Origin of the sequence: Mesorhizobium muleiense, from assembly GCF_900099905.1 — a bacterium.
GTDB classification, from domain to species: Bacteria; Pseudomonadota; Alphaproteobacteria; order Rhizobiales; family Rhizobiaceae; genus Mesorhizobium; species Mesorhizobium muleiense.
In genome coordinates this window covers 96446-122213 of sequence record NZ_FNEE01000012.1, presented here as the reverse complement: position 1 = coordinate 122213, position 25768 = coordinate 96446, and the positions used below count along the sequence as shown (strand labels likewise).

The window sequence follows — 25768 nt, the reverse complement described above, 5'->3', positions numbered from 1 at the left end:
ATCGATATGCAGGGGCCACCGGATTCGCAGCCTACCTGCGGTTAACGGGCATAGGCTGGCAGCAGGTCTGCGGTCCTCGGAGTTCTGGATGAGATGACGCTTGTAAGTGGCCGTTCAGCAATTGTGGCCCTGCTCGCGCTAGTCGCGGCGTCATGCCAGTCGCAAGACAACAAACCCCAGCCTACTTTTGTGTCCAATAATCGGGCACTGAGTACCGCGGCGATGCCGGCGCGCGCGGCCCAACGGCATTTCATCGAGTTCCGCTCCCGGTACGCCCTTACCTACGGCCATTCCTACGTGATTTTTGGACGACTGAACCAGGCGGGACGCATGGTCAACCCCGAAGTTGCGGGGCTCGCTCCGAAGTCCGATGATCCCAATGTCTATGTTCTCGGCCATTTGGCGCCTGTGCCAGCCACGACCGGGTGGACGGACGGCGACCTCGAAGATGCCTACCGGTCGGCAAGCTGGCGCGTTTTACTTTCCGAAGCCGAATACAGGAAAGTCGTCGCGAGCATACGAAAGCTGCAGGCCAGTTCTCCGCTTTGGCACGCCTCGCTCTACAACTGCAACGCATTCGTAGCGGACATCGCCAAATCGATGGGGTATAAGACCCCCGGTACCTGGCTCCGGCCGCAACAATTCATAACCAACCTTCGGGAGATGAACGGCGGTTGAAATGCGATTGGCAAACCGCTTTCGCCTCATTCGCCCGGTCAACTCCGAAAGGAGCGCGCTCTGAATGTCTATCGGTCGACATTTCGGACGCTGGCATCGTTGCGACGGTCTATCGTGGTCCCAGATCGAGAAAAGGCTCCGGTGACCTGAAGTGACCATTTCTGTAGCTTCACTTGGCGAGATCATATGGGTGATCGGCCTCGTTGCCTGGTATGTGATCCGGTATCCGTTCGAGCGCCGGGCAAGGCGCGTGCGGATTGTAGCTGGCGGCCGCTCGAGTTCCGACACCGTCGGGCTTGCCTCGGCTCTCCTTGGCCTGGCGATCCTGCCTGGCTTCTATGTCGCCACCGGCATCCCCGCAGCGGCTGACCATCCGTCCAGCGTGTGGTCGGTGGCGCTCGGAACCATCATCTTCTGCTCCGCGCTGTGGATTTTTCGCATGTCTCACAAGGTACTTGGCCGTAACTGGTCGATCACGCTCGAGATTCGCGAACGGCACGAACTGGTTAGCGCCGGGCCATACGCCCTGGTCCGTCACCCGATGTACACCTCGTTCCTGCTTATGGGGCTCGGCCAGCTCTTTCTGTTGCCGAACTGGGTTGCGGGCATATCCGGCTTGATTGGTTTCGCCGTGCTTTTCCTGCTGAGAGTGGATAAGGAAGAGCGTATGATGCTGGAGACTTTAGGCTTGCAATACCGTGCCTATATGGAAAGGACCAAGCGAATAATCCCTTATCTTTATTAGAGGTCGTTTGATGCGAGGCCGAGCCCTCAAGCTTTCGGCGCCCCGGCGCCTTGTTGGCGATCTGATGAGGTTTTCGATCGGCGTGCCACGGGTCGCGGTGCAGCGTCAGATGAATCTCGGCCCACTCGTAAGGGCTAGAATGGCGCAGCAGACCCGGCCCTCGTGGACCGCGATCTTCCTGAAAGGATATGCGCTTCTCGCCATCGAGATGCCGGAACTGCGGCGCGCCTATGTCAAGTTGCCCTGGCCGCAGCTTTACGAGTATCCGGCAAGCGTAGCCTCGATTGCCCACGAGCGCGAATATGAAGGCGAGCCGGCCGTTCTGCTGAGCTGCATCAAGTGCCCGGAGCGCTACTCCATCACGCAACTTGAGGCGGCCATCCACGCGGCTCGGTCACGGCCGGTCCTCGAGGTCCCGGAGTTCCGGCGTGCCTTGCGCATGGCAGCTGTGCCCGCGCCGGTCAGGTGGCTGCTTATGTGGCTGGGGTTGAACATCGCCCGGCAAAGGGCAAATTACTTCGGTACCTTCCAACTGTCCGTCTATTCTGGTCTCGGCGCGGAATCACTCAACCCGCTGACACCATTGACCACGCTTCTGAACTACGGTCCGATCGGCAACGACGGATCGGTGAATGTCCGCATCCACTACGATCACCGGGTCATGGACGGAGCGAACGTCGCACGAGCACTGGAGCGATTCGAAAAGATCCTGAACGGCACTGTCGCCAATGAAGTGGTGCTGCTCGGTCAGGATGTTGTCGCTCCCGCAATACGAAGGAACGCGACGTGATTTCGCACCATGAATTGCGGCCGGCCGTCGTCGTGATTGGCGGCTCGGGTGGAATTGGCCGGGCAATTGCAGGCGTCGCTGCACGGGAGCGCGGCGCGATCGTGCTGGTTGCCCGCTCGCCCGAGGGCTTGGCCGCCGCGGCGTCTGAGGTTCGGCAGGCGGGTGGCGAGGCATTCACGCTCGAATTGGATCTCGTGGCAGGCGACGCGCCAACGCGCCTGGAGGGCTTTCTGTCCGCACATGGCCTGGTCTGCGATGTCCTGGTCAACAGCGCCGGCTATGGCTTGCGCGGCGCGACGACGGCGCTGCCTGTTGATGGTCAACTCGGCATCATCGATCTCAACATACATTCCCTCACAGAACTGACCCTCCATTTTCTGCCCGGAATGGTGGCGCGCCGACGGGGCGGGGTGCTCAATCTCAGTTCCGTGGCCGGGTTCCTCCCCGGGCCTTATATGGCTCTGTACTTCGCCAGCAAAGGTTTCGTGCGCTTCTTCTCAGAGGCGCTTCACCAGGAGGTGCGCCGAACCGGTGTCACGGTCACATGCGTGGCGCCTGGCCCGGTGTCGACGGAGTTTCTCGCAAGGTCAGGCGCCAATCAGACGGTGCTCTTCAACGTCTTGCCCAAGGTGGATGCGCAATATGTGGCCGAACGGGCGTGGCGAGGGTTCAAATCGGGTCGTCGCTTGGTCGTGCCGGGAATCTCGGCCAAGTTGGTGGCCCTTGCGGCGACGCTCCTGCCTTCCGCAGCGATGCTGCCCCTGGTCGGCCGGCTGCAACGCAGCGGCAATGATCAATGTCCTTGCGGTTCAGGGTTGAAGTTCAAGAAATGCTGCGGTACCCGCCAGATCCAGCTGCGCCGGGGCCCTCGGGGAATTACCCCCTGACCGGACCAGCACGCCACGGAAAAACCTCATTGACGCAAGAGACCGCTCGCCGATGACGGGCCGTTAAGCCTGTCGTGACATAGCCGTTAAGCATGCTCGTGGCATGGAGGAGGTTCCACCATCTCTGAACATCGCTCTGCGGAGTGGTTATTGCGACCGTTGGAGCCGTTTCCAACAACGCCTTTGAAATGATTGGCGCTGTCTAGCTCCGTTAACGCCCCATCAAGGTTAATGCATCATCGTGCCTCTCCAGTGGGGTCCGTTGCGTTTCTGGAGAGTTCCGTGCATCGACGTGTTTTGAAGCGGCTTGTCGCTTTCGCCGGTGAGAAAAGACGTTCCTTTCTGTCTCCTCTGGTCATTGGACTTGGCATCTGGGTCGGCTTTCCCAATGTCATCGCCTACCAGGACATGACGAGCCTGGTTTCCGGTCTCAAGGCGCCGAACGCCCGCTGGAACGCCTATGTCGAGAAATCCGTCGCCGGCTCGGTCCATGCCGCCGAAATGCCTTTCCTCGATTCGGACACCACCGGCTCGATCTCGGGTTCCGGCGTCCGCTTGCCCGGCATCGGCGCCGTGTCGTTTCGCGGCAAGGGCAGCGTGGCCAGCACGACGCCCGACGAGGACCGCATCCTGCGCGCCGACAAGAAGGGCCGCATCATCATCGTCTCGCCGGTCGCGCCGCCGAAGAACTTCAATGCCGGCTCGGTTTTCGAGCGCTCCTCCTCGCTGCTTCGCCCGAGCATGGACAGTGGCCTGAAAATGGCTTTCGCCAGGGCCGAGATCAAAGGCAAGGAGATCCAGATTGCCGCCGCGTTCCATAGACGCGTCGACAAGAAGCCGGATCCCGGCGTGCCGGCCATGCTGGCCGCGCTGGTCAACAACGACCGCCCCGACGTCCTGGCGACGGCCTACGCAGCGGCCGCGCCTGACTATGCCCAGGCTTCGCCCTTCGAGGCCTTGCTTCAGGACGAGAAGCCGAACGATGGCCGCTTCATTCCGCCGGTGGCCAAGGGCGATCATTCGTGGATGCAAACTCCGCTGCCGGCGAGCGTCTTCTCCAAAGCGGAACAGACTTGCCTCGCCAACGGCATCTATTTCGAGGCGCGCGGGGAATCGGTGCGCGGCCAGGCCGCCGTCGCCCAGGTCATCCTCAATCGCGTTCGCAATCCGGCCTATCCGAACTCGATCTGCGGCGTCGTCTATCAGAACGACAAATGGTTCAACCGTTGCCAGTTTTCCTTCGCTTGCGACGGCAGGAAGAAGCGCATCCAGAGTCCCGCCCACTACAAGACCGCGCAAGACATCGCCATGGCGGTCACTGCCGGCAAGATCTTCATCCCGGAAGTCGGATCGTCGACCCATTACTACGCCAACTACGTCAACCCGGGTTGGGCGCGGACGATGAAAAAAATGACCAGGATCGGCCTGCACATCTTCTATCGCACTTATGGCGGCGGCTGGAGCTGAGCGCGCCGGCAAGGCCCCTGGCGCGGCCGATCGAAGACCTGTCGCCGTAGGGATTCGGCCGCGGCACACCAGCGGCGGTAGCGGGCACGATGTCGCACCCTGGCAAGCTCTTGATTTTCATGGGAAAAATACTTGACGCTGAAGTCCTGCCCGTGGCTTGACGGGCGGGAACCCTCTAACTATGTTGCCGGCGACTTAAGAGCGGACGGACGGTGACGATCTGACCGGGCAAGGGGGTTGCGATGGCCGACAAGAATGGGCCAGACGGAACCGGAGAAACCGGCCGCGGCAAACAGCGTCAAGCCGATATCCGCGACGACGATCTTGAGCGCCGCCGGCGCGACCTTGAAGCTTCGCTTGCGACAAGGCGGCCGGACCGGCTCGAGGGGAAAGACGACGCGAAAGCGGGCAGTGCGGCCGGATATGGCCAGGCGCTCAAGCTATCCAGCGAATTCATCGCCGGGATAGTGGTTGGTGCCGGTCTTGGCTGGATCATCGACCGTGTGGCGGGGACATCGCCATGGGGTCTGATTGTTTTTTTGCTGCTCGGTTTTGGCGCCGGCGTGCTCAATGTCCTGCGCTCCGCGGGACTTATGGCGGAATTCGGGCAGGGCGACAAAGCCCGCGATCCGAAAGAATGACTTGAGGCGCCGCTTGCCGGCGCAGTGAACAGGACACTAAAGCCGCGCGCGGCTTTGATGGGGATTTAAAGTGGCTGCTGACAAGGTCGATCCGATCCACCAGTTCCATATCAACAAGCTGATTCCGATCGAGATCGGCGGCTACGACCTGTCGTTCACCAATTCGGCGCTCTTCATGGTCGCGACCGTCGCCGTTGCCTCGGCGTTCCTCTATCTCAGCACCTCGAGCCGCAGCCTCGTTCCCAGCCGTCTTCAGTCGGTCTCGGAAATGGCCTACGAATTCGTCGGCAACATGCTGAGGGACGCAGCCGGAACCCAAGGCATGAAGTTTTTCCCCTTGGTATTTTCGCTGTTCATGTTCGTTCTCGTTGCCAATCTGCTCGGTCTTTTTCCATATTTCTTCACCGTCACAAGCCATATCATCGTCACCTTCGGCCTTGCCGCGCTGGTGATCGGAACCGTCGTCGTCTACGGCTTCATGAAGCATGGCCTTGGTTTCCTGAAACTGTTCGTGCCGCATGGCGTGCCGGTTTACCTGCTGCCGCTGGTGGTGCTGATCGAGGTGATTTCCTTCGTATCGCGCCCGGTCAGCCTCTCGGTTCGTCTGTTCGCCAACATGCTGGCCGGCCACATCACGCTGAAGGTGTTCTCGGGCTTCGTGGTGAGCTTGAGCGCGCTTGGCACGCTCGGCATTGCCGGATCGGTCCTGCCGCTGGCGATGGCCGTGGCGCTGACGGCGCTGGAGCTGCTGGTCGCCTTCCTGCAGGCCTACGTCTTTGCCGTGCTGACTTGCATGTATCTGAACGACGCCCTGCATCCCGGGCACTGACCCAGGTTGACCCAAGAGTTTCCGGCCCTGCTGCCGGGATAGAAATCGCAACGGAATTTTTAGATCCAAAGGAGTTGAACACATGGAAGCAGAAGCAGCAAAGTTCATCGGCGCCGGCATCGCATGCCTCGGCATGGGTGGCGCCGGTATTGGCCTTGGCAACATCTTCGGCAGCTATCTGGCGGGCGCGCTGCGCAACCCGTCGGCCGCGGATGGCCAGTTCGGCCGCCTGATCTTCGGCTTCGCCGTGACTGAAGCGCTGGGCATCTTCTCCCTGCTCATCGCGCTTTTGGCCCTGTTCGGCTGAGCCCCTGTTCGGCTAACATTGGGAATTGGAAGGGCCGGCCGCAAATCGGCGGCAGGCCTGACATCAGGGGATAGTCCATGTTCGTGACATCTGCCTTTGCGCAAGAGTCCGCGCCTGCCGTCGAAGGCGGCCATACCGGCACGGAAGGCGATACGCATTCCGGCACCGGTGTGCCTGCCGAGGCGCACGGCGTGTTCCCGCCATTCGATCCGGCGACATTCCCCTCGCAGCTTGTGTGGCTGGCGATCACCTTCGGGCTGTTCTACCTGTTCCTGAAGAAGGTGGTGATGCCGCGTGTTGGCGGCATCATCGATGTCCGCAACGACCGCATCACCCAGGACCTCGACCAAGCCGCCAGGCTGAAGGGCGAGGCCGATGCCGCCGTTGCCGCCTATGAGCAGGAACTGGCGGAGGCCAAGACCAAGGCCAATGCGATCGGCCAGCAGGCCAACGATGCCGCCAAGGCGGAAGCCGAGGCCGCCCGCAAGAAGGTCGAGGCAGCGCTTGACCAGAAGCTTGGCGAAGCCGAGGCTCGCATTTCGACCATCAAGGCCAATGCCATGAAGGAAGTCGGTACGATCGCCGAGGACACGGCTTCGGCCATCGTCGAGGCGCTTGTCGGCGGCAAAGCCAGCAAGGCCGAGATCGCGGCAGCCGTCAAATCCGTGGCCAGGTGAGGAGCGCATCATGGACGCCACATCACTCGCGACGCTTTGGGCCACCGTTGCCCTCGTCATTTTTCTGGCCATTGCCGTATACGTCAAGGTGCCGAAGCTGATCGCCAAGGCGCTCGACGCCCGCGCCGACAAGATCAGCAACGAGCTTGAAGAAGCGCGCCGGCTGCGCGAGGAGGCCCAGCAACTGCTCGGCCAATACCAGCGCAAGCGCAAGGAAGCCGAGCAGGAGGCCGCCGACATCGTCGCCGCCGCCAAGCGCGAGGCCGACATGCTGGCTGCCGAGGCGCACAAGAAGACCGAGGACTATGTCACCCGGCGCACCGCGCTTGCCGAACAGAAGATCGGTCAGGCGGAGCGCGAGGCGATCGGCGAAGTGCGCGCCAGTGCCGTCGATATTGCCGTCGAAGCCGCCCGCACGCTGCTCGCCGCCAAGATTGACGCCAAGGCGGGCGCCGACCTGTTCCAGGCCTCGCTTCAGGACGTCAAGTCCAGGCTGAATTAAGCCGGGTAATCTCCCCCCTTGAGGGGGAGATGTCGCCGAAGGCGACAGAGGGGGTCGCCTCGGCGTCGCGACGCCCTATCGGATAATATGTCGAATGAAAGAGGGGGGCGGCGCTTCACGCGCGGCTACCCCCTCTGGCCTGCCGGCCATCTCCCCCTCAAGAGGGGAGAAAGCGCTCAATCCAGACCGGAAAAACTCTCTTCGTCGAGCACTTCGGTTCCGCCAAGCCGGAACGGTGCGAAGGACGCGCGGTGCAGTCGCGCCACCGGTCCATGCACCTCGATCGCCGTGCGGTGGCGGACCGTGGCGTAGCCCATATGGAGCTCGAAACCGTAAAGCGCGTGATGGCTGCCGCAGCCGCACATCATGCGGTCGCGCATCACCTTGGCGACGATCGAGGCGGCGGCGATCGACTGCGAGCGCTGGTCGCCCTTGATCAGCGCTCTGCCTTCGCATGGCAGTCCGGGCGGCACGTCGCGGCCGTCGGCCAGGGCCAGCTTTGGCTGCACCGAGAGCCCGACCAAGGCGCGGCGCATCGCCTCGAGGCTGGCCTTGAGAATATTACTGCCATCGATGCCTTCCGCGCTGACCGAGGCCATCGACACGGCAAGAGCGGAGCCAAGGATTTTCAGGAACAGCGCCTCGCGCTGCAGGTGGCTGAGGCGCTTGGAATCGTCGAGACCGTCGGGAATGTTGGCGGGATCGAGCACTACCGCTGCCGCGACGACCGGCCCGGCCAGTGGGCCGCGCCCGGCCTCGTCCATTCCCGCCACCGGCCACAGGCCCTCAGTCATCGCCTTCGTCTCGAAGGAGAAATCGGGTCTCTCAACGATTTCGAAGAGAAGCGGAGAATCAGAACGCGCGCGAGCCATGTTGCGGCGAGGTTCGCATCGGCTCCGATTCTCCGCAAGCCCCTCCGGGTCGGGTGAGGCACCGGACCCGGAGGGCACCGTCTGCAGGCCCGGGGACAGGACAGGCTGGACGGGATTTTTTCATCTGCCGCCGGCAGCGGCGGCAGACGATGTCTTCAAAGCAGCATCAGTTGCTCGGTTGCCTTGGCTGCGGCGACGAACTGGTCGGTCCTGAGCGACCGCCGCTCGGCGTTGAGGCCAAGCCGTTTGGCGGCGATCTCGAAGCGCCGGCCGATCTGCCAGGCATAGGGGCCGGAGCCTTTCATGCGCTTGCCCCATTCCGAATCGTAATCCTTGCCGTCGCGCATCGAGCGGATCAGCGACATGACGTGACGGTAGCGGTCCGGATAATGACGCAGTAGCCAATCCTTGAAGATCGGCGCGACCTCCAGCGGCAGGCGCAGCAGGACGTAACCGGCCTCGCGCGCTCCTGCCGCACGTGCCGAATCGAGGATACGTTCCATCTCCTGATCGGTCAGGCCGGGGATGATCGGAGCGACCATGACCGAGGCCGGAATGCCGGCATCAGAAAGCTGCCTGATCGCCTCCAGCCGCTTGGTCGGCGTCGACGCGCGCGGCTCCATCGTTCTGGCCAGCATACGGTCGAGCGTCGTCACCGACAGCGCCACCTTGGCCAGCCCGCGTTCGGCCATGCGCGACAGAATGTCGATGTCGCGCGTCACCAGCGCGGATTTGGTGACGATGCCGACCGGGTGGCCGCGCGCCTCCAGCACTTCGAGGATCTCGCGCATGATCCGGTACTGCTTCTCGATCGGCTGATAGGGATCGGTGTTGGTGCCGATGGCAATGGTGCGCGGCTGGTAGCCGTCCTTCGACAATTCCTTGTCGAGCAGCCGCGCCGCATCCGGCTTGGCGAACAGCTTCGATTCGAAATCCAGTCCCGGCGACAGGCCCATGAAGCTGTGCGTCGGCCGCGCGAAGCAATAGACGCAGCCATGTTCGCAGCCGCGATACGGATTGATCGAGCGGTCGAAGGAAATGTCGGGCGATTCGTTGCGGGTGACGATGGTGCGCGGCTTCTCGACCTGCACCTCGGTCTTGAACGGCGGCAGCTCCTCAAGCGAATTCCAGCCATCGTCGAACACATGCCGGCTGACCGGCTCGAACCGGCCGGACGGGTTGATGCCGGCGGACCGGCCGCGATTGCGCTCCGGACGGATACGGACGCCACTCTGCTCGATCATTGCATTGGCCATCTCGGCTCTTCCAGCCCCGAAGGCAGCAATGTCGGCACGCACGATCTGTTCCATTTTCGCCCTCTCCCAGGGACTGTCGGCTGGCTGTCGAATCGCTCTGTTCATGAAAATAATCCTATTTTATTCGATGGAACAAAGCAAGAACATTTTTATAGAGCGACGCAAAAACTGGCGCTGCGCCCGGCTTTCCGCTATTCGGCTAACGATGCTCAGCGTTCTCATCCAGACCCTGAATGACGAGGAAAGACTTGCCCGCACGCTCGCCTCGCTGATCGGCGGCGCGGTCGAGGGCGTGGTGCGCGACGTTATCGTCTGCGACACCGGCTCGACCGACCAGACGCACCGCGTTGCCGAACATGCCGGCTGCCTGTATGTGGCGAGCGGCGGCATTGCTGCCGGCATCAGGCAGGCCAAGGGCGACTGGCTGCTGCTACTGGAGCCGGGCGCGCGGTTGGGCGAGGGCTGGATCGACGAGGTCGTCGCCCACACCGCCAGGCAAACCATGCCGGCGCGATTCTCGCGGGCGCGCGGCAGCCGCGTGCCGTTCCTGTCGCGAGTGTTTTCGGGAAACCGGGCACTGGCCGAAGGGCTGGTGATCAGCAAGCGTCAGGCCGCTTCCTTATCGAAGAACGCCCGCAACGCCGAGGCCATCGCCCGCGGCCTTGCGACCAGGAGGCTCGACGCCGAGATCTGGGTGGCGCCGGTGAAGTGACGGTCGTTTCTTTGCCGGTAAGCGGGCGAGGACGGTCGCGTCGTCTGTGTTCCTCCGAAGGAGCCATGCGACCGCAACGGACGCATCAAGGACGAAGACCATTAGTAGCGATGGCTGTCATGCTTCCAGGCCAGAACCTCCTCGGCGGTGACGGGCTTGGCCCTGGACCGCGCGGCGCGGACTTCTTCGATCAGGGCGCCCAGGTCGTTGATTTTGGGAATTCGGCTCAGTTTCGCGATCGGTTCGTTGCCGCGCGAAATGATGACTTCTTCGCCGGCTTCGACCTTGGCCAGCAGATTTGACAGGTGTGTCTTGGCCTCTCCGACCTTGACGGTGATGGTCATGGTTCTCTCCTGAGGTCGCGCGTCAGCGCCGTCGTCGAGCGGCGTGTGGACAGAACGGCAATCGGGAACTTTAGACGACGGCAGCGCGATTTTTCCGTGTTGGTCAACGCTTGATCTTACGACAATTATCCGGAGCGATTGAAGCAAATTGAATCAGCCGACGAACTCCTGCATGCGGTGATGGCCGGGCATGATGGAACCGCATTGGCGCGATATTCGTGGGAGGGATGCACATGCTTGTCGTCCTGCGGGAAACTCGCGATACTCGGCGACATTTCGGGGAGATCGCAGATGAATATATCCAAATTCGTTCGTATCGCCTTGCTGGCAGCCGCTTGCTCAGTGCCAACGATCGCGGTGGCGCAGGACTCGTCGCTTTGGTCGGTTTATGAGAACACGCTCAAATCGGCCAAGTACATCGATCTGACCCATGCCTTCGAGCCGGTGCAGCCGGTATGGCCGGGCTTCGCCAATGCCAGGTTCAAGCCGGCTGTCGCCGGGAAGGATATCGAGGGCTACATCAAGGCCGGCGAAGAGTTCACTTACGACAAGCACGGGTTTGTTGCGAGCGCCTACGAGTTGACGACGGACCAATATGGCACGCAGCTCGATCCGCCCTCCCACTGGAATCCGCTCGGCGCAACGATCAGCGACCTGCCGGCCACCTATGCCGTGCGGCCGCTCGTCGTCATCGACATCAGCGGCAAGGTGCAGGCTGACGAAGGCTATCACCTCCAGGTCGCCGACATCGAAGAGTGGGAAAAGCGGCACGGCCGCATACCGGAAGGTTCAGTCGTCTTCGTGCGTTCGGATTGGTACAAGAAATGGTCCGATGCCGCGCGCTTCAACCAAAAACCGTTTCCAGGCGTCAGTTTGGACGCACTGAAATTCCTGCATCTGGAGCGGAAGATTCTGTTTCATGGTCATGAACCGCTCGACACCGACACCACGCCCAATCTCGAAGGCGAACACTGGCTGCTTCACAACGATTTCACGCAGGCAGAAGGCGTTGCAAATCTCGACAAGGTGCCAGAGGCCGGCGCGTTGGTCACAATCGGCTTCGCCAAGCCGCTCGGCGGGTCAGGCGGATATGCGCGTTACATCGCGATTGCACCCGCCGACTGGACCGAGGGCGTCTCGGTCACCGAAGCGCCTGGTGCGCCGCTTTCCCGGCAAACCGCGCCGCTCAAGCGCGACGAGAACGGCGTCTTCCGCCCGACGCCCTGATCACTGGCGATAGCAATCGGGGCGGCCTGGGGTGTGGCGGGTCCCTTTCCATGCGATTTGTCTGCAAGTCGGGACAAGGTCCAGACGACCAGCCCCTCCGGCGCTCGCGAAAACGTGACTGTCCCGATGATAGCCATCACAATTGCTGGCGCTATCGTGGCATGAGCGCCAATCCTGCCACGGGAGACAGCCTTGCTCCGCCTGTCCGCCGCCGTTCTGCTGACTGTGGCTTTCTGGCCGTTCGCCGCTTCGGCCCAGGAAGAGCCGCCGCCGTCGAGATGCGTTGCGATCGCTGAAGCGCTGCCGTCGGCCACCTATGCCAGCTTCACAGCGCCAAAGTCGCAGACGTCTCGGCTGGCCCAGGCTTTCGTCGATGGTGACGTTACGATCACCTATGCCGGCCATTCGACCTACGTTATCGAGACACCGGCCGGCGTCCGGATCGCTACTGACTTTTCCGGCGTCTACGGCGCTGACCCGCTGCCGCGCGTCGTGACCATGAACAGGGCTCACAGCACCCACTATTCGGACCATGTCGATCCCGGCATCGAATATGTGCTGCGCGGCTGGAATCCGGACGGCGGTCCGGCGCGCCACGCGCTTGTCGTCGACGATGTCTATATCCGGAACGTGCCGACGGATATCCGCAATGGCGGCGATCTCGGCAAGGACGGCAATTCCATTTTCATTTTCGAAGTGGCTGGACTCTGCATCGGCCATCTCGGCCATCTGCACCACCGGCTGGAGGATGCGCATTACGGCGCCATCGGCCGGCTCGATATCCTTATGGTGCCGATCGACGGCGGCATGACGCTGTCGCTCGACCGGATGACCGAAATCACCGCGCGACTCTCTTCATCGATGATCCTGCCGATGCATCGCCATGCGACCCCGATCAGTGAGTTCACAGGCAGGATGGGCGACGATTTCGCGGTGGAATTCCTCTCCGGCCGATCGTTGACGGTCTCACTGAAGACGCTGCCCGACCGGCCCACGATCATCATCCTCGAAGGTGTTTGATCGCTTCGGCTCGATCCAATCAGCCATGCGCGGCCTCACTACTCCACCTCGTTCAAATCACGCGCTGTCGCGAACTCAACGAGCCTTAATGCTCCGTCAAGCTTGCCAGAAGGATTCCGAGAGATCCTTTTATTGTGCGTTGCACAAAGCCTGGCCGGGGATTACCATTCCTGGGATGTGGGCGGGCGGGTTTGGGTAACGCCTGAGCGGTGAGCGGCCGACGTTTCGTCGGCGCCGCACTCACAGCTGAGGATCCTGATGACCCCTGACAAATCCGGTGCTGCAAGCCTCGAGTCGATCGCTCGAAATGGCAGCCTGCTGCGCCGCATTGCCGTGCGGATTCCGACCTATCTGTCGGACCTTCGTGAGAACCCGGCATGGCTGCCGATGTTCATGCTGGCGCGCACCATGCCGGCGCGGCGGTTGCATTGGCGTGGCGCAAAACCGGTTCGACCGGCACAACAAGTCCAGGAAACGGTGTTCACCGGCATCGATCGTGATGCGGTGGTCGGCGCGCTCCGCTCGGACGGGCTCTTTTCCGGACTTGCGCTGCCGCAGTCGATCCACGAGGAGATCGCCAGCTTCGCGCAGCGCACGCCTTGCTTCGGTAATTTCGACCGTCGGCTGGAGTTCCTGCCGGCAAAGCACGCGGAGGCCGAGAAGCGCTTCGGCCGTCCGTTGCTCAGCGGCCACTTTTTCGAGCGGATCCTCGACTGTAACGCTGCGCTTAGCGTGCAGCGCGATCCGCTGCTTCTCGACATCGCTGCCCATTATCTCGGCAGCCAGGCGAAGCTGATCACCACGCGCGTCTGGTGGAGCTTTCCGACGAGCTCCGCCTCCGACGCCGAGAAGAACCTGGCGTCGCTTGGCAAGTACCATTTCGATCTCGACGATTGGCGGATGCTGAAATTCTTCTTCTATCTCAATCCGGTCGATGCCGAGACTGGCCCGCATGTCTATGTCCGCGGCAGCCACAACCGCCGCACCCTCAAGCACCAGTTGACGCTCCTCGTCGGCCATCCCGCGGAAGAGGTTCTGAATGTCTACGGCGCGCAGAGTCCGATTACGCTGACCGGAGAGGCGGGATCGGGCTTCGTCGAGGATCCCTTCGGCTTCCACATGGGCACCGTGCCGACGCGCAAGCCGCGGCTGATGATGGAAGTCGGCTTCGGCGTATCGTCGCCCTCGCGCCGGCGGTTCCACGGCGAGCCGGTCATTCGGTGATTTCGGCGCTGATTCCGGTCCCGAAACAGCCTTTTGAGAACCTGGTTTAACTTGTCTTGGTGCCGCCGCGCCGCAGATGCTCGTCCAGGCGCGGCATGATCTCGACGAAGTTGCAGGGCATGTGCCGGTAGTCGAGCTGCGGCTTCAAAATGCCGTCCCAGGCGTCCTTGCAGGCGCCGGGCGAACCCGGCAGCACGAAGACGAAGGTCGCGTTGACGACGCCGCCGGTTGCCCGGCTCTGGATCGTCGACGTGCCGATCTTGTCGTAGGAAATGCGGTGGAACACTTCGGAAAAGCCGTCCATGCGCTTTTCGAAGATCGGCTCCAGCGCCTCCGGCGTTACGTCGCGGCCGGTAAAGCCGGTCCCGCCGGTGGTGATGACGACATCGATCGCTTCGTCTTTCGACCAGGCCAGAACCTTGTCACGGATTTTCTCGCGATCGTCGGTGACGATGTCGCGGCCGGCGAGAATATGGCCGGCTTCGACGATGCGGTCGGCCAGCACCTGGCCGGATTTGTCGTCGGCAGGGCTGCGCGTATCGGAAACGGTCAGCACTGCGATGCGCACGGGAATGAAGGAGCGGCTTTCGTCAATCCTGGCCATATGCGTCAGGCTCCGATGTCATGCTTCGCGTCGCGGCGACGAACCAGTCGGGATGGCGGCTGCGGATATCGACGGCGGCCCGCTTGGCGACATTGCCGGTCTCGAACAGCCCAAAACAGGTCGCACCGGAACCGGACATTCGCGCGAACCCCGCTCCGGCCTTGTTAAGCACCGAAAGCGCCTTGCCGATAACCGGTTGGATCGCCCGTGCTGCAGGTTCGAGATCATTGCGGGTGATCTCCAGCCAATTGCGGATGCTGTGGAAGTCGAGGTCGCGCGGCAGCGGCGGCAGTCCGTCATTGTCGCGATCAGAAAGCGCATTGAACACCTCGGCCGTGGCGATGGCAGTGCCGGGATTGACGAGAACCAGCCCGAGCGCGGGAAAGCCCGGCACAGCCGACAATTCGTCACCGACGCCGCGCGCGATCAGCGGCCTTGCCATAAGGCACATGGGAACGTCGGCGCCCAGCGAGAGGCCGACCCGCGCCAGGTCGGCATCGTCGAGGTCCAGCCGCCATGTCTCAGCCAGCCCGCGCAGCACCGTTGCGGCGTCGCTCGAGCCGCCGCCGACGCCGGATGCGACCGGCAGGTTCTTTTCGAGCCTGATTGCGACCGGCGGCGTATGCCGCGCACCAGCCTGTTTTCGCAGCGCATCGCGCGCTTTCACGACCAGATTGCTGTCGTCGAGCGGGACTGCGGAGGCATATCGGCCCGACACGAAAAACCCGTCGCTGTCGGCGAGTTTTATGTCAACACGGTCGCCGAAGCGCGTGAACACCGCCAGGCTCTCGATCGTGTGATAGCCGTCGGCGCGCCTGCCGGTGACGTGCAGCGCGAGATTTAACTTGGCATGCGCATGCAATGCCCGGACCCTATTGCCGGAAGCCACTGTCTCAGTCACGAGGGGGATGATGTCAGTCCTTGGCCAGGCGGTATTCGCCGGTCTTCGGGTCTCTGACCAGCGTGCCCATTGTGCCGTTGCTAGCCTGCTTTTCGGTGCGCCGTATCTTGGCCGTCACGCGCTCGGCTTCCCTGACGAAGGAGCGATAGCCGAAATAGGCGAGCAGGCCGACTGCGATAAAGAAAATGATCTGTGGCATGTCAAACTCCTCCCTCGCAAGGCCGACTGCGGCGCCCGTCGGGCCGATCAAGCTTTAAGTTAAACGCTTTCGCCGGTTTTTCAAAGCCCGAAGCGCGTCCACAGCGCGCGCTCTTCCGCCGCATCGATCACGCCGCTTGCGGCAGCAGCGGCGATCTCGGGCGCCGAAAAGCCGCCTCTGCTTGAGCCGAACCAGCCGAAGCGGCCGAACAGGCCGCGCGGCGCCGTGATCAGCTTGAGCTGGGTTTTTGGCCCGAAACGGGCCCTCAGCACGCTGCGCATATCGCCGAGCGCATCGACAAGGCCGAGTTCCAGTCCCTTCTTGCCGGTCCAGAACAGGCCGGTGAACAGGTCCGGGTCGTCCTTGAGCTTGGCGCCGCGCCGGTCCTTGACGAGGTCGATGAAGGTCTCGTGGACCTCGAGCTGCAGCGCCTTCAGCCGCTCGATATCTTCCTTCTTCTCTGGCTTGAACGGATCGAGCACCGCCTTGTTCTGGCCGGCCGTGTGGACGCGGCGCTCGACGCCGATCTTCTTCAACAGCTCGGGAAAGCCGAACGAGGCCGACACAACGCCGATCGAACCGACGATGGACGACGGATCGGCAAAGATCTCGTCGCCGGCGACCGCGATCATGTAGCCGCCCGACGCCGCCACGTCCTCGACGAAGACCAGCACCTTTTTGTTCTTCTCGCTCGCCAGGTCGCGGATGCGTCTGAAGATCAGCCGCGACTGCACTGGCGAGCCGCCCGGCGAATTGATCGAAATGGCGACCGCGGGCGCGTCGAAGGAAAACGCCTTCTCGATGGGGCCGGCGGTGGATGCCAGCGACAGGCTCGGCCGGAACGGGCCGCCGCCGGGCATGATGGTGCCGTGCAGCCGGATGACGGGAATGGTGACGATGTCGGAGCGCCAGGATTTCGGCAGCAGGCGGTTCAGGAAGCGTTTCACGGGGTCTCCGGTCAAAATTGCCTTGAAGGCATGTAGGGATTCGCCGGCCAACGGCAATGCCGCGACGCCGGCCGGCCAAAAAGGCTCAGTCGCCGAACAGCGATGCCATCCCGTTGTTGATCATCTCGGTCCGCTCCGTGGGGCCGTCACCGGATTGTGCGTGCAGCATCAGCGGCGGGCGGATCGACAGTTTTCCGCGTGCGCCGAGGATTGCCCTGACGACGATGCGGATCGCCGCTGCCTCGGGGCGGGGGTGGACGGCCAGCATCTCGGCGTCGCCGAAGCGGCCTGATATCGCATCGAGGATGGCGCCGAGCTGATCGGGCCTGGCAATCGCGGCAAGACCGCCGCGCGGCCTGACCACAGCAGCCGCGCTTCGGATCCAGCTGTCGAACAGCCCGTCTTCCATCACATGCGCCGCCTTCCTGAGCGGGTCGGGCGTGGCGCGATCCTCGGCGGCGTTGAAGGGCGGGTTCATGATGACGAAATCGAAGGAGTTGTCGGCAAGCCCAGTGGCGGTTCGCGCCTGGCCCGACAGCGCGACGTCGGCGGCGAGCACCGAGGCGCGGTCGTTGAGATGCGCATTGCCGGGGTGGGCAAGCGTCGTTGCGGCGAAGGCCGCCATTTCCGGAGACCGTTCGATGAGCACGGCCTCGGCATCAGGACAGCGCGACAGCACGGCCAGGCCTGCGGCGCCAGCACCCGCGCCGAAATCGGCAAGGCGCCCGGCGAAGGAGGACGGCACCGCAGCCGCCAGCATCATGGCGTCCATGCCGGCGCGATGGCCTGCCTGTTTCGGCTGCACCAGCCAGAACCGCCCGCGATGAAAAGCATCCACCGTATGGGCCGGCGTATCCTGGACAAGGGTGACGCGCACCGCGGGCATTACTTCTGGCGCATCTCGTTGGCGATGCCGGCATCCGTCAGGATGCGCCGCGCCGCATCGGCCTGGTCGGCGTCGACCATGATGCGCCTGGGCAGGATGCCGATCGAACCGTCGAGCACGCTCATGTTCTGGTCGGCGACGAAACAGCCGATGCCGGCATCGCGCATCAGCGATTCGACAAAGGAGATGATCACGGCGTCGTTGGTGCGGATAAGCTCTATCATAGGACGAAACTCGCAGGTTGCAGCGTCTATGTAAACGTGGGTGGCTTCCGTCGCCACCTCGACCGCGCCAAATCGCCTCTTGCCGTGCCTGTGGGTAGCGCCCTAGAGTCTGCTGCGGTATCGGGGTGCCGTCGTGCGCGTGACATAAGACGGGAGTTTGTCGTGGGTGTCGTTCTCAACATCGAAAACGGAAAGCGGGAAGCCGCCTCCATTAAGGATCTCATCGACCTGACTTCGGCCGATATGGGGCGCGTCAACAAATTGATCCTGTCGAAGGCCGGTTCCGACGTCGAGATGATCCCGGAGATTGCCAACCACCTGATCTCTTCAGGTGGCAAGCGGCTGAGGCCGATGCTGACGCTCGCCTCAGCGCAGATGTTCGGCTATTCCGGCGAGGGCCATGTCAAGCTCGCCACATCAGTCGAGTTCATGCACACCGCCACGCTCCTCCACGACGATGTCGTCGACGAGAGCGGCATGCGACGCGGCAAGAAGACCGCCCGCATGATCTGGGGCAACCAGGCGAGCGTGCTGGTCGGCGATTTCCTGCTCGGCCAGGCTTTCCGCATGATGGTCGATGTCGGTTCGCTGGAAGCGCTCGACATCCTGTCCAGCGCCGCCTCGATCATTGCCGAGGGCGAGGTGATGCAGCTCGCCGCCGCCAAGAACCTCGAAACCACGGAGGATGAGCATTTCGCGGTGATCAAGGCCAAGACCGCTGCCCTGTTCTCGGCCGCCGCCGAGGTCGGTCCGGTCATCGCCCAGGCGACGCGAAACGATCGCGCGGCGCTGCGCTCCTATGGCATGAATCTCGGCCTTGCCTTCCAGCTGATCGACGATGCGCTGGATTATGGCGGCACCAGCAAGGATCTGGGCAAGAATGTCGGCGACGACTTTCGCGAAGGCAAGGTGACGCTGCCGGTGATCCTCGCCTACCGGCGCGGCACCAAGGCCGAACGCAGCTTCTGGAAGCGCGCCATCGAGGACAATGTCACCGATGACGCCGGGCTGGAAAAGGCGATCGGATTGATGACCCGCCACGGCGCTATCGCCGACACCATCGGGCGCGCCGGCCATTTCGGCGAGATCGCCCGCGACGCGCTGGCGCCGCTTGAAGCGACGCCGCAGAAATCGGCGCTGCTCGACGTCATCGATTTCTGCATCAGCCGGGTGAACTGAGAGACATCGCCGCCATTTGGCCGGCACGGCGCCGGCCCGTGATTTTGGTCTTCCCCGATGAACCATTGCGGCGGTGAAATCATGCACGTTCCGCAGCAGCATGGTTAGCAGCAGGGCAGGGCTCCGTGACGGTCAGCGCGCCCGGCAAACTGTCGAGGTCATGAAAATGACCACGCGCTCTTCAGCAGCGCCACGAGCTCGCTCTGACGGCTGGTTTCGGTTTTCCGGAAGATTCGCTCGAGATAGGTGCGGGCCGATTTGACGGCGATGCCGATTTCCATGGCCGCCTCCTGCACCGAATGGCCGGAGGCCAGCTCGACGGCGAGCCGGGCTTCCGCCGGCGTCAGGTCGAACAGGCCTGAAAGCACATTGGGCGACGGAACAGTGGCGCCGGTACCGACCGTGGTTGCGACAACCAATACATCTGCACCCGAAAAAATATCGTGTGCGGCGCGGCGCAGCGGCAACAGCTGAATGACCAGCGCGGGTCGCCCTTTGATGGCCGCAACCGGGATGGACCGCACGACGCGGTTATCCCGGTTCTGCGCGATGGCCTGCTGGAAAAGCGCGTTTGCAGTTTGATCGGCAATCGCCATACCACCATGGGCTGTGGGAAGGAAGACGTCCGCCATGCCTTCGAAAAGCGGATTGGCCGTCAGCACACGGCCCGATCCACTCATGATTGCGGCCGGCAGCCCGATTTCCCGGAGAATGGATACGGCGGTCCTGGCCCGTTCCAGACCCAGGCGCCCGGCGACGAGGCCGGCCCGTGCGACGTGCGGACGCAGTCCGTTCAACAGATCGATTGCGGCCTGGTCATAACTCCCGTCCTTCAGCCAGCGCTGGAAGACAAAAAGGACAAGCTCGCCGCCAGGCATGGGGATGGCTGTGCATAGATGCGGCCCGATGCCAAACGCGGTGGCACTTTTGCGAACGGGATCGCGCTCGATCTCCTCGCAGGTGATGAAATTATCGACCCGCACAAAGCTTGCTGGCTGCGCGGCGCACATGCGCTTCACGCTCTCGGAAAACCGCCAAGTATCCCGCTTCATGAATTCGTCGAGCAAGGGCTGGAGATGCGTTTCGGTGATGGCGCGGACCGGCGAATGATCGCTGACTACAAAGATCGCGCCGTTTGCCGAGCGGGAGATCGCGCCTGCCGCCGCCAATACCTCCGGCCACAGCTCGGCCGCGAACGACGCTTCGTAGATTCGATCGACAATGGCGAAGGCCTGCTGGCCCTGCGGCATTTCCAGCATCGGCATCTTCCTGGGCGAAGCAACGGCATCCATCTGCACGGTTCCACGCATCATTCCGCTGCGGAAACTATCGACGCCCGCCGCTTACGGATCGCTTACGGCATCGCGGCGCCGATGCTGCAGCAGGACAGGCCGGCAGCGCGTCAGGCCGGCAAATCGCGGTCGACGGTCGCAATTTGGCGCCTTTCCGCGTTGTTTTTGATAGCATTACCCGATTGTGAATTCGGGCCGGGTTGAAGCCTCACCCCAAAAAGGCCATGCTTAACGTGGAAAAGATCGAGTCAACGGCGATCCGCTGACGCGGGTATGGCTTCGACTGAAAGGGATATGATGCGGCAAGGATGTGCGCGCTGGCTGACAGGGCTGGCAATTGTGACGGGCATGGCGGTCTCCGGTCTGCCCGCCTATGCCAAAGAGACCACCGAGCCAGTCAATATCACGTCGTTCTCGGGGGCCTATCTTGCCGCGCGGGTCGCCGAAGGCGACAATGATCTCGACAGCGCCATCGCCTACTACAAGCAGGCGCTCGCCTTCGCTCCCGGTGACACCTCGTTGCAGCAAAGCCTAATGCTGTCGCTGATCGCGCAGGGGCGCTTCGAAGAATCCCTGGTCTATGCCGACAAGCTCAAGACGGTTCCCGACGTCGAGCGGTTCTCGCGCCTGGCGCTGGCCGTCGGCTCCTTTCACAAGAAGGACTTTTCCAAGGCCGAATACTGGCTCAAGCTTTCGCTCGAATCCGATCTCGACCGGCTGATCTCCGGCGTCATGACCGGCTGGGCCAAGCAGGGCGCCGGCGACCCCGGCGAGGCCATGGCCTCGATCGAAAAGCTGCAGGGCCCGGACTGGTTCGGCCTGTTCAAATCCTTCCATCGCGGGCTTATCGCCGATGCCTCGGGCCTGCCCGAAAAGGCGGATGCGATCTACGCCGCCACCTTGCAGGACACCGCGACCGGCGCCGCCGCGCCCGAAACCTGGATGCGCAACGCGCAGGCCTATGCCTCCTTCCTTGCCCGCAAGGGTGACAAGGACAAGGCGCTGTCCGTCCTCGATCAGGCCGAGGCATTTGCACCCGGCAAGGTCGAGATATCGGCGCTTCGCGACAGGATCGCCAAGGGCGAGAAGATCGAACCCTTCGTTGCCGGCCCGTCCGACGGCGCCTCGGAAATTCTGCTCGATCTCGCCACCGCGCTCAATCGCGGCGGCGGTGAGCCGTTCGTCCGCCTCTATCTGCAATACGCCCTGGCACTGAGGCCCGACAGCGACGCGGCCCTCGTCCAACTCGCCGCCGTCTCCGAGCAGTTGAAGGACGGCGAGGGCGCCATCGCCTTCTATCGCCGCATCCCGGCGGGTTCGCCGCTGAAGACGCTGTCGGAACTGCAGCTCGGGCTCAACCTTGCAGATCTCGACCGCTATGACGAGGCCATCGCCCATCTGAAGGCCCTCGTCGAAGCGCGTCCCGACGACATGCGCGCTTATCAGGCGCTCGGTGGTGTCTATGCCTCGAAGGAGGATTTCCGCTCCGCGGCCGGTCTCTATGACAAGGCGGTGGCGATGCTGAAGGCCCCGACCCGCGCCGATTGGAACATTTTCTACCAGCGCGGCATCGCCTATGAGCGACTGAAGGAGTGGCCGAAGGCCGAGCCGAATTTCCGCAAGGCGCTGGAATTGTTCCCCGACCAGCCGCAGGTTCTGAACTATCTTGGCTATTCCTGGGTGGACATGAACACCAACCTCGAGGAAGGCCTTCAGATGATCCAGAAGGCCGTCGAGCTCAGGCCGAGCGACGGCTACATCGTCGATTCGCTGGGCTGGGCCTATTTCCGCCTTGGCCGATTCGACGATGCGGTGCGCGAATTGGAACGTGCCGTTTCGTTGAAGCCGGAAGATCCGGTGCTCAACGATCACCTTGGCGATGCCTATTGGCGCGTCGGCCGCAAATTGGAAGCCACCTTCCAGTGGAACCAGGCTCGCGACCTGAAGCCGGATCCCGGCGTGCTCGCCGCCTTGCAGCAGAAACTGCTGAAGGGCCTGCCGCCGATCGAATCCAACACGGCGCAGGAAACCCCGAAGGTCAAGCCCGAACCGACGACTGCGCCAAAGGGCTGAATACTTCTGAATTCGATTATGCGGGGCTCGTCGCCGCTGTCGCTAAGGGTCTGGACTATAAGCCATGCTTAATGGTGCGCGGTGCCGAGCACCGCTCGGAGCCCTGAGTCGTTCTGTTCCTCGATCCATCGGGTCGTACGGTCGTAGGCATCCGAAAACAACTCGGAATGCCGACTCCAATCCATGAAGCTGATCGTGTTCGGAACCTCCGGACAGACCAGGATATCCTCTGCGCCGACGGCAATGTCTTGTGGCCGGTGTGCCAGCATGCTCATGTCAATGACCTGAAGGATGCTGGGAACCCGAGGCAAGCGGGCACGACCGAAAGGGTTCAGCAAGGCGAATGCCAGTTCGGAAGCTCCGGGGATGCGGTCATAGTCTATGTCGTATTTCTGCGGTGCACTCGACCCGAAGGTAACGATGACATTGGGTCCGGTCTTGAGCTCCTTCATCTGCTCCAGCGGCAAATTGTTCATGATAGCGCCGTCCACCAGCATATCGCCGTCATCCGTAAAGAACGGCGGCAGGACGCCCGGGATGGAGCCGGACGCCCGAACGGCGTGCCAGAGCTTTCCACGACGGTGGACATGGGGCTGACGGCTGCTCAGATTGGTCGAAAGCGCAAAGAACGGAAGCCAAAGATCCTCGATCAGAACGTCGCCGTATTCCAGCCGAAGGGCCCGATCAAACGCTTTGTGATCCAGAAGCGCGAAATGCGGCAAGGTGGGACGGCGAAACGCCCGGCTCTTGATAAATATATTGTGGGTGCCTCGGTCGATCTGGTCGGCATCCAAGCCTCTTGCGAAGCCGGCCATCATCGCCGCGCCGGAACTTGTCCCGCCGAGATAGTCGAAGCAAGCGCCCGCCTCAACGAAAGCCTTGTAGACGCCCAAATGAGCGCTGCCGAGGGACCCACCCCCTGCCGCCACGAAGCCCAGTGCCTTGCCCGAAATAAACCGGACCAGGCGCTGGAAATCAGACGCGTCGTCCAGCGCAACATGATGATGCTGGTCAACATAGGGTCGCTCATCGAGCCATGCAGAGGTACCGGAGACCGCAGCCGAGCGAGTGTCGTGAATTAGGACAAGCCGACTGGTCGATGGCGGATGGACCGATAGCGTCAGTTCCTCAGACGGGTTCAGACGAGGCGAGCAGGATGCGTTGGCCAGCAACAGGACGGTATCGGCCTGGCGAATGCAGACTTGGGTCCATTCATTAGGTTCCTCATCGGCAACATAGACGATGAATTGGGCTTCCGCCTCCAGTTCGTTCAACCAGTTAAGGATCGGCTGGTCGTCGATCGGAAAACCTGGGAACTTCGCTTGGATGTCAAGCCGGGAAACGAACCGAGCGCGCGTGGCCGCGCCGAACGCTTGCCGCAGGTGCTGGATGAACACCGGTGAGATGCGACTTCCGCCGGCTGCAATGATCGCAAGCGTTCGGATCTTGGCAGGTTCCTTGAGACGCGACGAACTCGGAGATTGGGTGGCAAACCGGCGCGCCAGAAATACCGTGACCGCCTCTCTCAGGCTCGGCAAAGTCTCGGCCGCCTTCTCGAAATGATTGCGACCGATTTCAAGGACGATCGAATCGCGCGCTGCAAGGACAGTGGCCATGCGGGGTAGTCCCGCGAAGAAACCGATTTCACCGATGAGTTCACCCTGCGCGATCTCGGCGACCGATCCAGTCGAATCTCCTTTGTGTACCGTAAAGCGTCCAGACAGCACGATGAAAAACCTGTCCGACGCATCGCCTTCGCGAACCAGAACCTCACCGCGTCTCAGGACCCGACGGTCGGATTCGGCAGCTAAAGCCTCGAGCGCCAGCAACGACGCCCGATCGAACATCAATGTTGCCGACAATAAACTCGCTGCAAGAGAATCGACGGAGGACATCTGAGCCATCCCTTGGGATTCCATGACTTTGTCTCCTCAGGATGCTGGACGCCCTGCCGAATGATACCACACATGAGAGCCGCCGAACGGCTGAGGCGCGGGACTGATCGCTGGGCGCTCTCATCTCTGGCTCCCAGCAAGGGCCACGATCAGGCCGCCACGTCCCTGCCGTTTCGGCGTGTCGACGATTTCACTTGCGCCGTATGTCATGCGTTAACTCACCCGATTGCCCTGGCTGCGGCCGGCCCCTTGCCTTGACGCTTGCCGGTGGGCGCTCTAGGGAGGGCCGCATCCCCGCCTTTCCCGTCGAGGCCGCCGTGACCATTGATATCCCAGCCCATATGCATCCCAGCCGCTCGTTCCAGGGGCTGATCCTGACTTTGCACAACTACTGGGCGGATTATGGCTGCGTCGTTCTCCAGCCCTATGACATGGAAGTCGGCGCCGGCACGTTCCACCCGGCGACGACGCTGCGCGCGCTCGGGCCAAAGCGCTGGAACGCGGCCTATGTGCAGCCTTCGCGCCGGCCCAAGGACGGGCGCTACGGCGAGAACCCGAACCGGCTGCAGCACTATTACCAGTACCAGGTGATCCTGAAGCCGAACCCGCCCAATCTGCAGGAACTTTATCTCGGCTCGCTGGCGGCCATCGGCGTCGATCCGCTTCTGCATGACATCCGCTTCGTCGAGGACGACTGGGAAAGCCCGACGCTCGGCGCCTGGGGGCTGGGCTGGGAGTGCTGGTGCGACGGCATGGAAGTGTCGCAGTTCACCTATTTCCAGCAGGTCTGCGGCATCGAATGCGCGCCGGTGGCGGGCGAGCTCACCTACGGGCTGGAGCGGCTGGCCATGTATGTGCAGGGCGTCGACAATGTCTACGACCTCAACTTCAACGGCCGCGACGGCGCCGACAAGGTGACCTATGGCGAGGTCTTCCTGCAGGCCGAGCAGGAATATTCGCGGCACAATTTCGAATTCGCCAATACCGCGATGCTGCTTCGGCATTTCGAAGACGCCGAAGCCGAGTGCAAGGCGCTGCTCGATGCCGGCGCGCCCCTCTCCCCCCTCGAGGGGGAGATGCCCGCGGAGCGGGCAGAGGGGGTCGCCTCAGAAGGCACCGCAAGCAAGGTCCCAGCGACTCCTCCCGCGTCTGGCCACCCCCTCAAGGGGGAGGGGAACCACCGTCTGGTATTTCCCGCCTACGACCAGTGCATCAAGGCCAGCCACGTCTTCAACCTGCTCGACGCGCGCGGCGTGATTTCCGTCACCGAGCGGCAGAGCTATATCTTGCGGGTGCGCAATCTGGCGAAAGCCTGCGGCGAGGCGTTTTTGCTGACGCAGGCAGGTGGTCTGGCGGCTTAGCTCCAGAGGCTGTTTGCGATTTCGACTGA

At 62.6% G+C, this 25768-nt stretch carries 28 protein-coding genes; 17 read left to right on the top strand and 11 right to left on the bottom strand.

The window, feature by feature from the left end:
* The first annotated feature begins 93 nt into the window (after positions 1-93).
* From BLT09_RS20710 to BLT09_RS20665, 10 genes are all read left to right on the top strand, one after another.
* Positions 94-678, top strand: a complete 585-nt coding sequence (locus BLT09_RS20710; RefSeq protein WP_091596064.1) for a hypothetical protein — start codon at positions 94-96, stop codon at positions 676-678.
* 157 nt (positions 679-835) lie between these two features.
* Entirely contained in the window at positions 836-1423 is a 588-nt protein-coding gene (locus BLT09_RS20705) for a protein-S-isoprenylcysteine O-methyltransferase (protein ID WP_091596205.1), read from the top strand.
* A gap of 10 nt (positions 1424-1433) precedes the next feature.
* Positions 1434-2213, top strand: a complete 780-nt coding sequence (locus tag BLT09_RS20700; protein ID WP_091596062.1) for a hypothetical protein — start codon at positions 1434-1436, stop codon at positions 2211-2213.
* Complete coding sequence (locus tag BLT09_RS20695) at positions 2210-3100, top strand: SDR family NAD(P)-dependent oxidoreductase (protein WP_167366485.1); 891 nt, start codon at positions 2210-2212, stop codon at positions 3098-3100. The genes BLT09_RS20700 and BLT09_RS20695 overlap by 4 nt, the downstream gene beginning before the upstream one ends.
* Positions 3101-3382: 282 nt before the next feature.
* Entirely contained in the window at positions 3383-4567 is a 1185-nt protein-coding gene (locus BLT09_RS20690; protein ID WP_091596060.1) for a cell wall hydrolase, read from the top strand.
* A 242-nt stretch (positions 4568-4809) separates the two neighbouring features.
* Positions 4810-5208, top strand: coding sequence for an AtpZ/AtpI family protein (locus tag BLT09_RS20685; RefSeq protein WP_023799399.1), 399 nt, complete (start codon positions 4810-4812; stop codon positions 5206-5208).
* Positions 5209-5278: 70 nt separating this feature from the next.
* The gene (locus BLT09_RS20680) at positions 5279-6037 is read left to right on the top strand and encodes a F0F1 ATP synthase subunit A (RefSeq protein WP_077381387.1); all 759 of its coding nucleotides are present in this window, start codon (positions 5279-5281) and stop codon (positions 6035-6037) included.
* A gap of 82 nt (positions 6038-6119) precedes the next feature.
* A complete protein-coding gene (locus tag BLT09_RS20675; protein WP_023799397.1) occupies positions 6120-6344 on the top strand; it encodes a F0F1 ATP synthase subunit C in 225 nt (74 codons plus the stop codon).
* Positions 6345-6421: 77 nt separating this feature from the next.
* Complete coding sequence (locus BLT09_RS20670; RefSeq protein WP_091596058.1) at positions 6422-7021, top strand: F0F1 ATP synthase subunit B; 600 nt, start codon at positions 6422-6424, stop codon at positions 7019-7021.
* A 10-nt stretch (positions 7022-7031) separates the two neighbouring features.
* Entirely contained in the window at positions 7032-7523 is a 492-nt protein-coding gene (locus tag BLT09_RS20665; protein WP_023799395.1) for a F0F1 ATP synthase subunit B, read from the top strand.
* 176 nt (positions 7524-7699) lie between these two features.
* Here BLT09_RS20665 and BLT09_RS20660 read toward each other — a convergent pair whose 3' ends face one another.
* The gene (locus BLT09_RS20660; protein ID WP_091596056.1) at positions 7700-8395 is read right to left on the bottom strand and encodes a ribonuclease HII; all 696 of its coding nucleotides are present in this window, start codon (positions 8393-8395) and stop codon (positions 7700-7702) included.
* 155 nt (positions 8396-8550) lie between these two features.
* Positions 8551-9705 (bottom strand): PA0069 family radical SAM protein, encoded by a 1155-nt coding sequence (locus BLT09_RS20655; protein WP_027152303.1) that lies wholly within the window; start codon positions 9703-9705, stop codon positions 8551-8553.
* A 151-nt stretch (positions 9706-9856) separates the two neighbouring features.
* On the opposite strand from BLT09_RS20655, the gene BLT09_RS20650 reads away from it, so the two are divergent.
* A complete protein-coding gene (locus BLT09_RS20650) occupies positions 9857-10363 on the top strand; it encodes a glycosyltransferase (RefSeq protein WP_091596054.1) in 507 nt (168 codons plus the stop codon).
* A 101-nt stretch (positions 10364-10464) separates the two neighbouring features.
* Here BLT09_RS20650 and BLT09_RS20645 read toward each other — a convergent pair whose 3' ends face one another.
* The gene (locus BLT09_RS20645; protein WP_091596052.1) at positions 10465-10707 is read right to left on the bottom strand and encodes a type II toxin-antitoxin system Phd/YefM family antitoxin; all 243 of its coding nucleotides are present in this window, start codon (positions 10705-10707) and stop codon (positions 10465-10467) included.
* 291 nt (positions 10708-10998) lie between these two features.
* Here BLT09_RS20645 and BLT09_RS20640 point away from each other — a divergent pair, with 291 nt between their 5' ends.
* The 3 genes from BLT09_RS20640 to BLT09_RS20630 all read left to right on the top strand — a co-directional run bounded on the left by BLT09_RS20640 (position 10999) and on the right by BLT09_RS20630 (position 14178).
* Positions 10999-11934, top strand: coding sequence for a cyclase family protein (locus BLT09_RS20640; protein ID WP_091596050.1), 936 nt, complete (start codon positions 10999-11001; stop codon positions 11932-11934).
* A gap of 192 nt (positions 11935-12126) precedes the next feature.
* The gene (locus tag BLT09_RS20635; protein WP_091596048.1) at positions 12127-12954 is read left to right on the top strand and encodes an MBL fold metallo-hydrolase; all 828 of its coding nucleotides are present in this window, start codon (positions 12127-12129) and stop codon (positions 12952-12954) included.
* Between the two features lie 258 nt (positions 12955-13212).
* A complete protein-coding gene (locus tag BLT09_RS20630; protein WP_091596046.1) occupies positions 13213-14178 on the top strand; it encodes a phytanoyl-CoA dioxygenase family protein in 966 nt (321 codons plus the stop codon).
* Between the two features lie 46 nt (positions 14179-14224).
* Here BLT09_RS20630 and moaB read toward each other — a convergent pair whose 3' ends face one another.
* From moaB to BLT09_RS20600, 6 genes are all read right to left on the bottom strand, one after another.
* On the bottom strand, positions 14225-14782 hold the full coding sequence (gene moaB / locus BLT09_RS20625) for a molybdenum cofactor biosynthesis protein B (RefSeq protein ID WP_091596044.1): 558 nt from the start codon (positions 14780-14782) through the stop codon (positions 14225-14227).
* Positions 14769-15671 carry a 4-(cytidine 5'-diphospho)-2-C-methyl-D-erythritol kinase gene (locus BLT09_RS20620; protein WP_091596042.1) on the bottom strand — a complete coding sequence of 301 codons (903 nt, stop codon included), beginning with the start codon at positions 15669-15671 and terminating at the stop codon, positions 14769-14771. The genes moaB and BLT09_RS20620 overlap by 14 nt, the downstream gene beginning before the upstream one ends.
* A gap of 25 nt (positions 15672-15696) precedes the next feature.
* Positions 15697-15882: a membrane protein gene (locus BLT09_RS20615; protein WP_027152312.1), complete on the bottom strand. Its 186-nt coding sequence runs from the start codon at positions 15880-15882 to the stop codon at positions 15697-15699.
* Positions 15883-15962: 80 nt separating this feature from the next.
* A complete protein-coding gene (locus BLT09_RS20610) occupies positions 15963-16829 on the bottom strand; it encodes a S49 family peptidase (RefSeq protein WP_091596201.1) in 867 nt (288 codons plus the stop codon).
* Between the two features lie 85 nt (positions 16830-16914).
* Positions 16915-17715 (bottom strand): tRNA1(Val) (adenine(37)-N6)-methyltransferase, encoded by an 801-nt coding sequence (locus BLT09_RS20605; protein ID WP_027152314.1) that lies wholly within the window; start codon positions 17713-17715, stop codon positions 16915-16917.
* Positions 17715-17939 (bottom strand): putative signal transducing protein, encoded by a 225-nt coding sequence (locus BLT09_RS20600; protein WP_027152315.1) that lies wholly within the window; start codon positions 17937-17939, stop codon positions 17715-17717. The genes BLT09_RS20605 and BLT09_RS20600 overlap by 1 nt, the downstream gene beginning before the upstream one ends.
* Positions 17940-18101: 162 nt before the next feature.
* Between BLT09_RS20600 and BLT09_RS20595 the strand changes: the two genes are divergently transcribed.
* Entirely contained in the window at positions 18102-19118 is a 1017-nt protein-coding gene (locus BLT09_RS20595) for a polyprenyl synthetase family protein (protein ID WP_077381375.1), read from the top strand.
* Between the two features lie 158 nt (positions 19119-19276).
* On the opposite strand, the gene BLT09_RS20590 is transcribed toward BLT09_RS20595, so the two are convergent.
* On the bottom strand, positions 19277-20377 hold the full coding sequence (locus tag BLT09_RS20590) for a helix-turn-helix transcriptional regulator (protein ID WP_091596200.1): 1101 nt from the start codon (positions 20375-20377) through the stop codon (positions 19277-19279).
* Positions 20378-20707: 330 nt separating this feature from the next.
* On the opposite strand from BLT09_RS20590, the gene BLT09_RS20585 reads away from it, so the two are divergent.
* Positions 20708-22483 (top strand): tetratricopeptide repeat protein, encoded by a 1776-nt coding sequence (locus tag BLT09_RS20585; RefSeq protein ID WP_091596198.1) that lies wholly within the window; start codon positions 20708-20710, stop codon positions 22481-22483.
* A 68-nt stretch (positions 22484-22551) separates the two neighbouring features.
* On the opposite strand, the gene BLT09_RS20580 is transcribed toward BLT09_RS20585, so the two are convergent.
* On the bottom strand, positions 22552-24378 hold the full coding sequence (locus tag BLT09_RS20580) for a patatin-like phospholipase family protein (protein ID WP_167366484.1): 1827 nt from the start codon (positions 24376-24378) through the stop codon (positions 22552-22554).
* A 317-nt stretch (positions 24379-24695) separates the two neighbouring features.
* On the opposite strand from BLT09_RS20580, the gene BLT09_RS20575 reads away from it, so the two are divergent.
* Positions 24696-25739, top strand: a complete 1044-nt coding sequence (locus BLT09_RS20575) for a glycine--tRNA ligase subunit alpha (protein WP_091596196.1) — start codon at positions 24696-24698, stop codon at positions 25737-25739.
* The last annotated feature ends 29 nt before the right edge of the window (positions 25740-25768 follow it).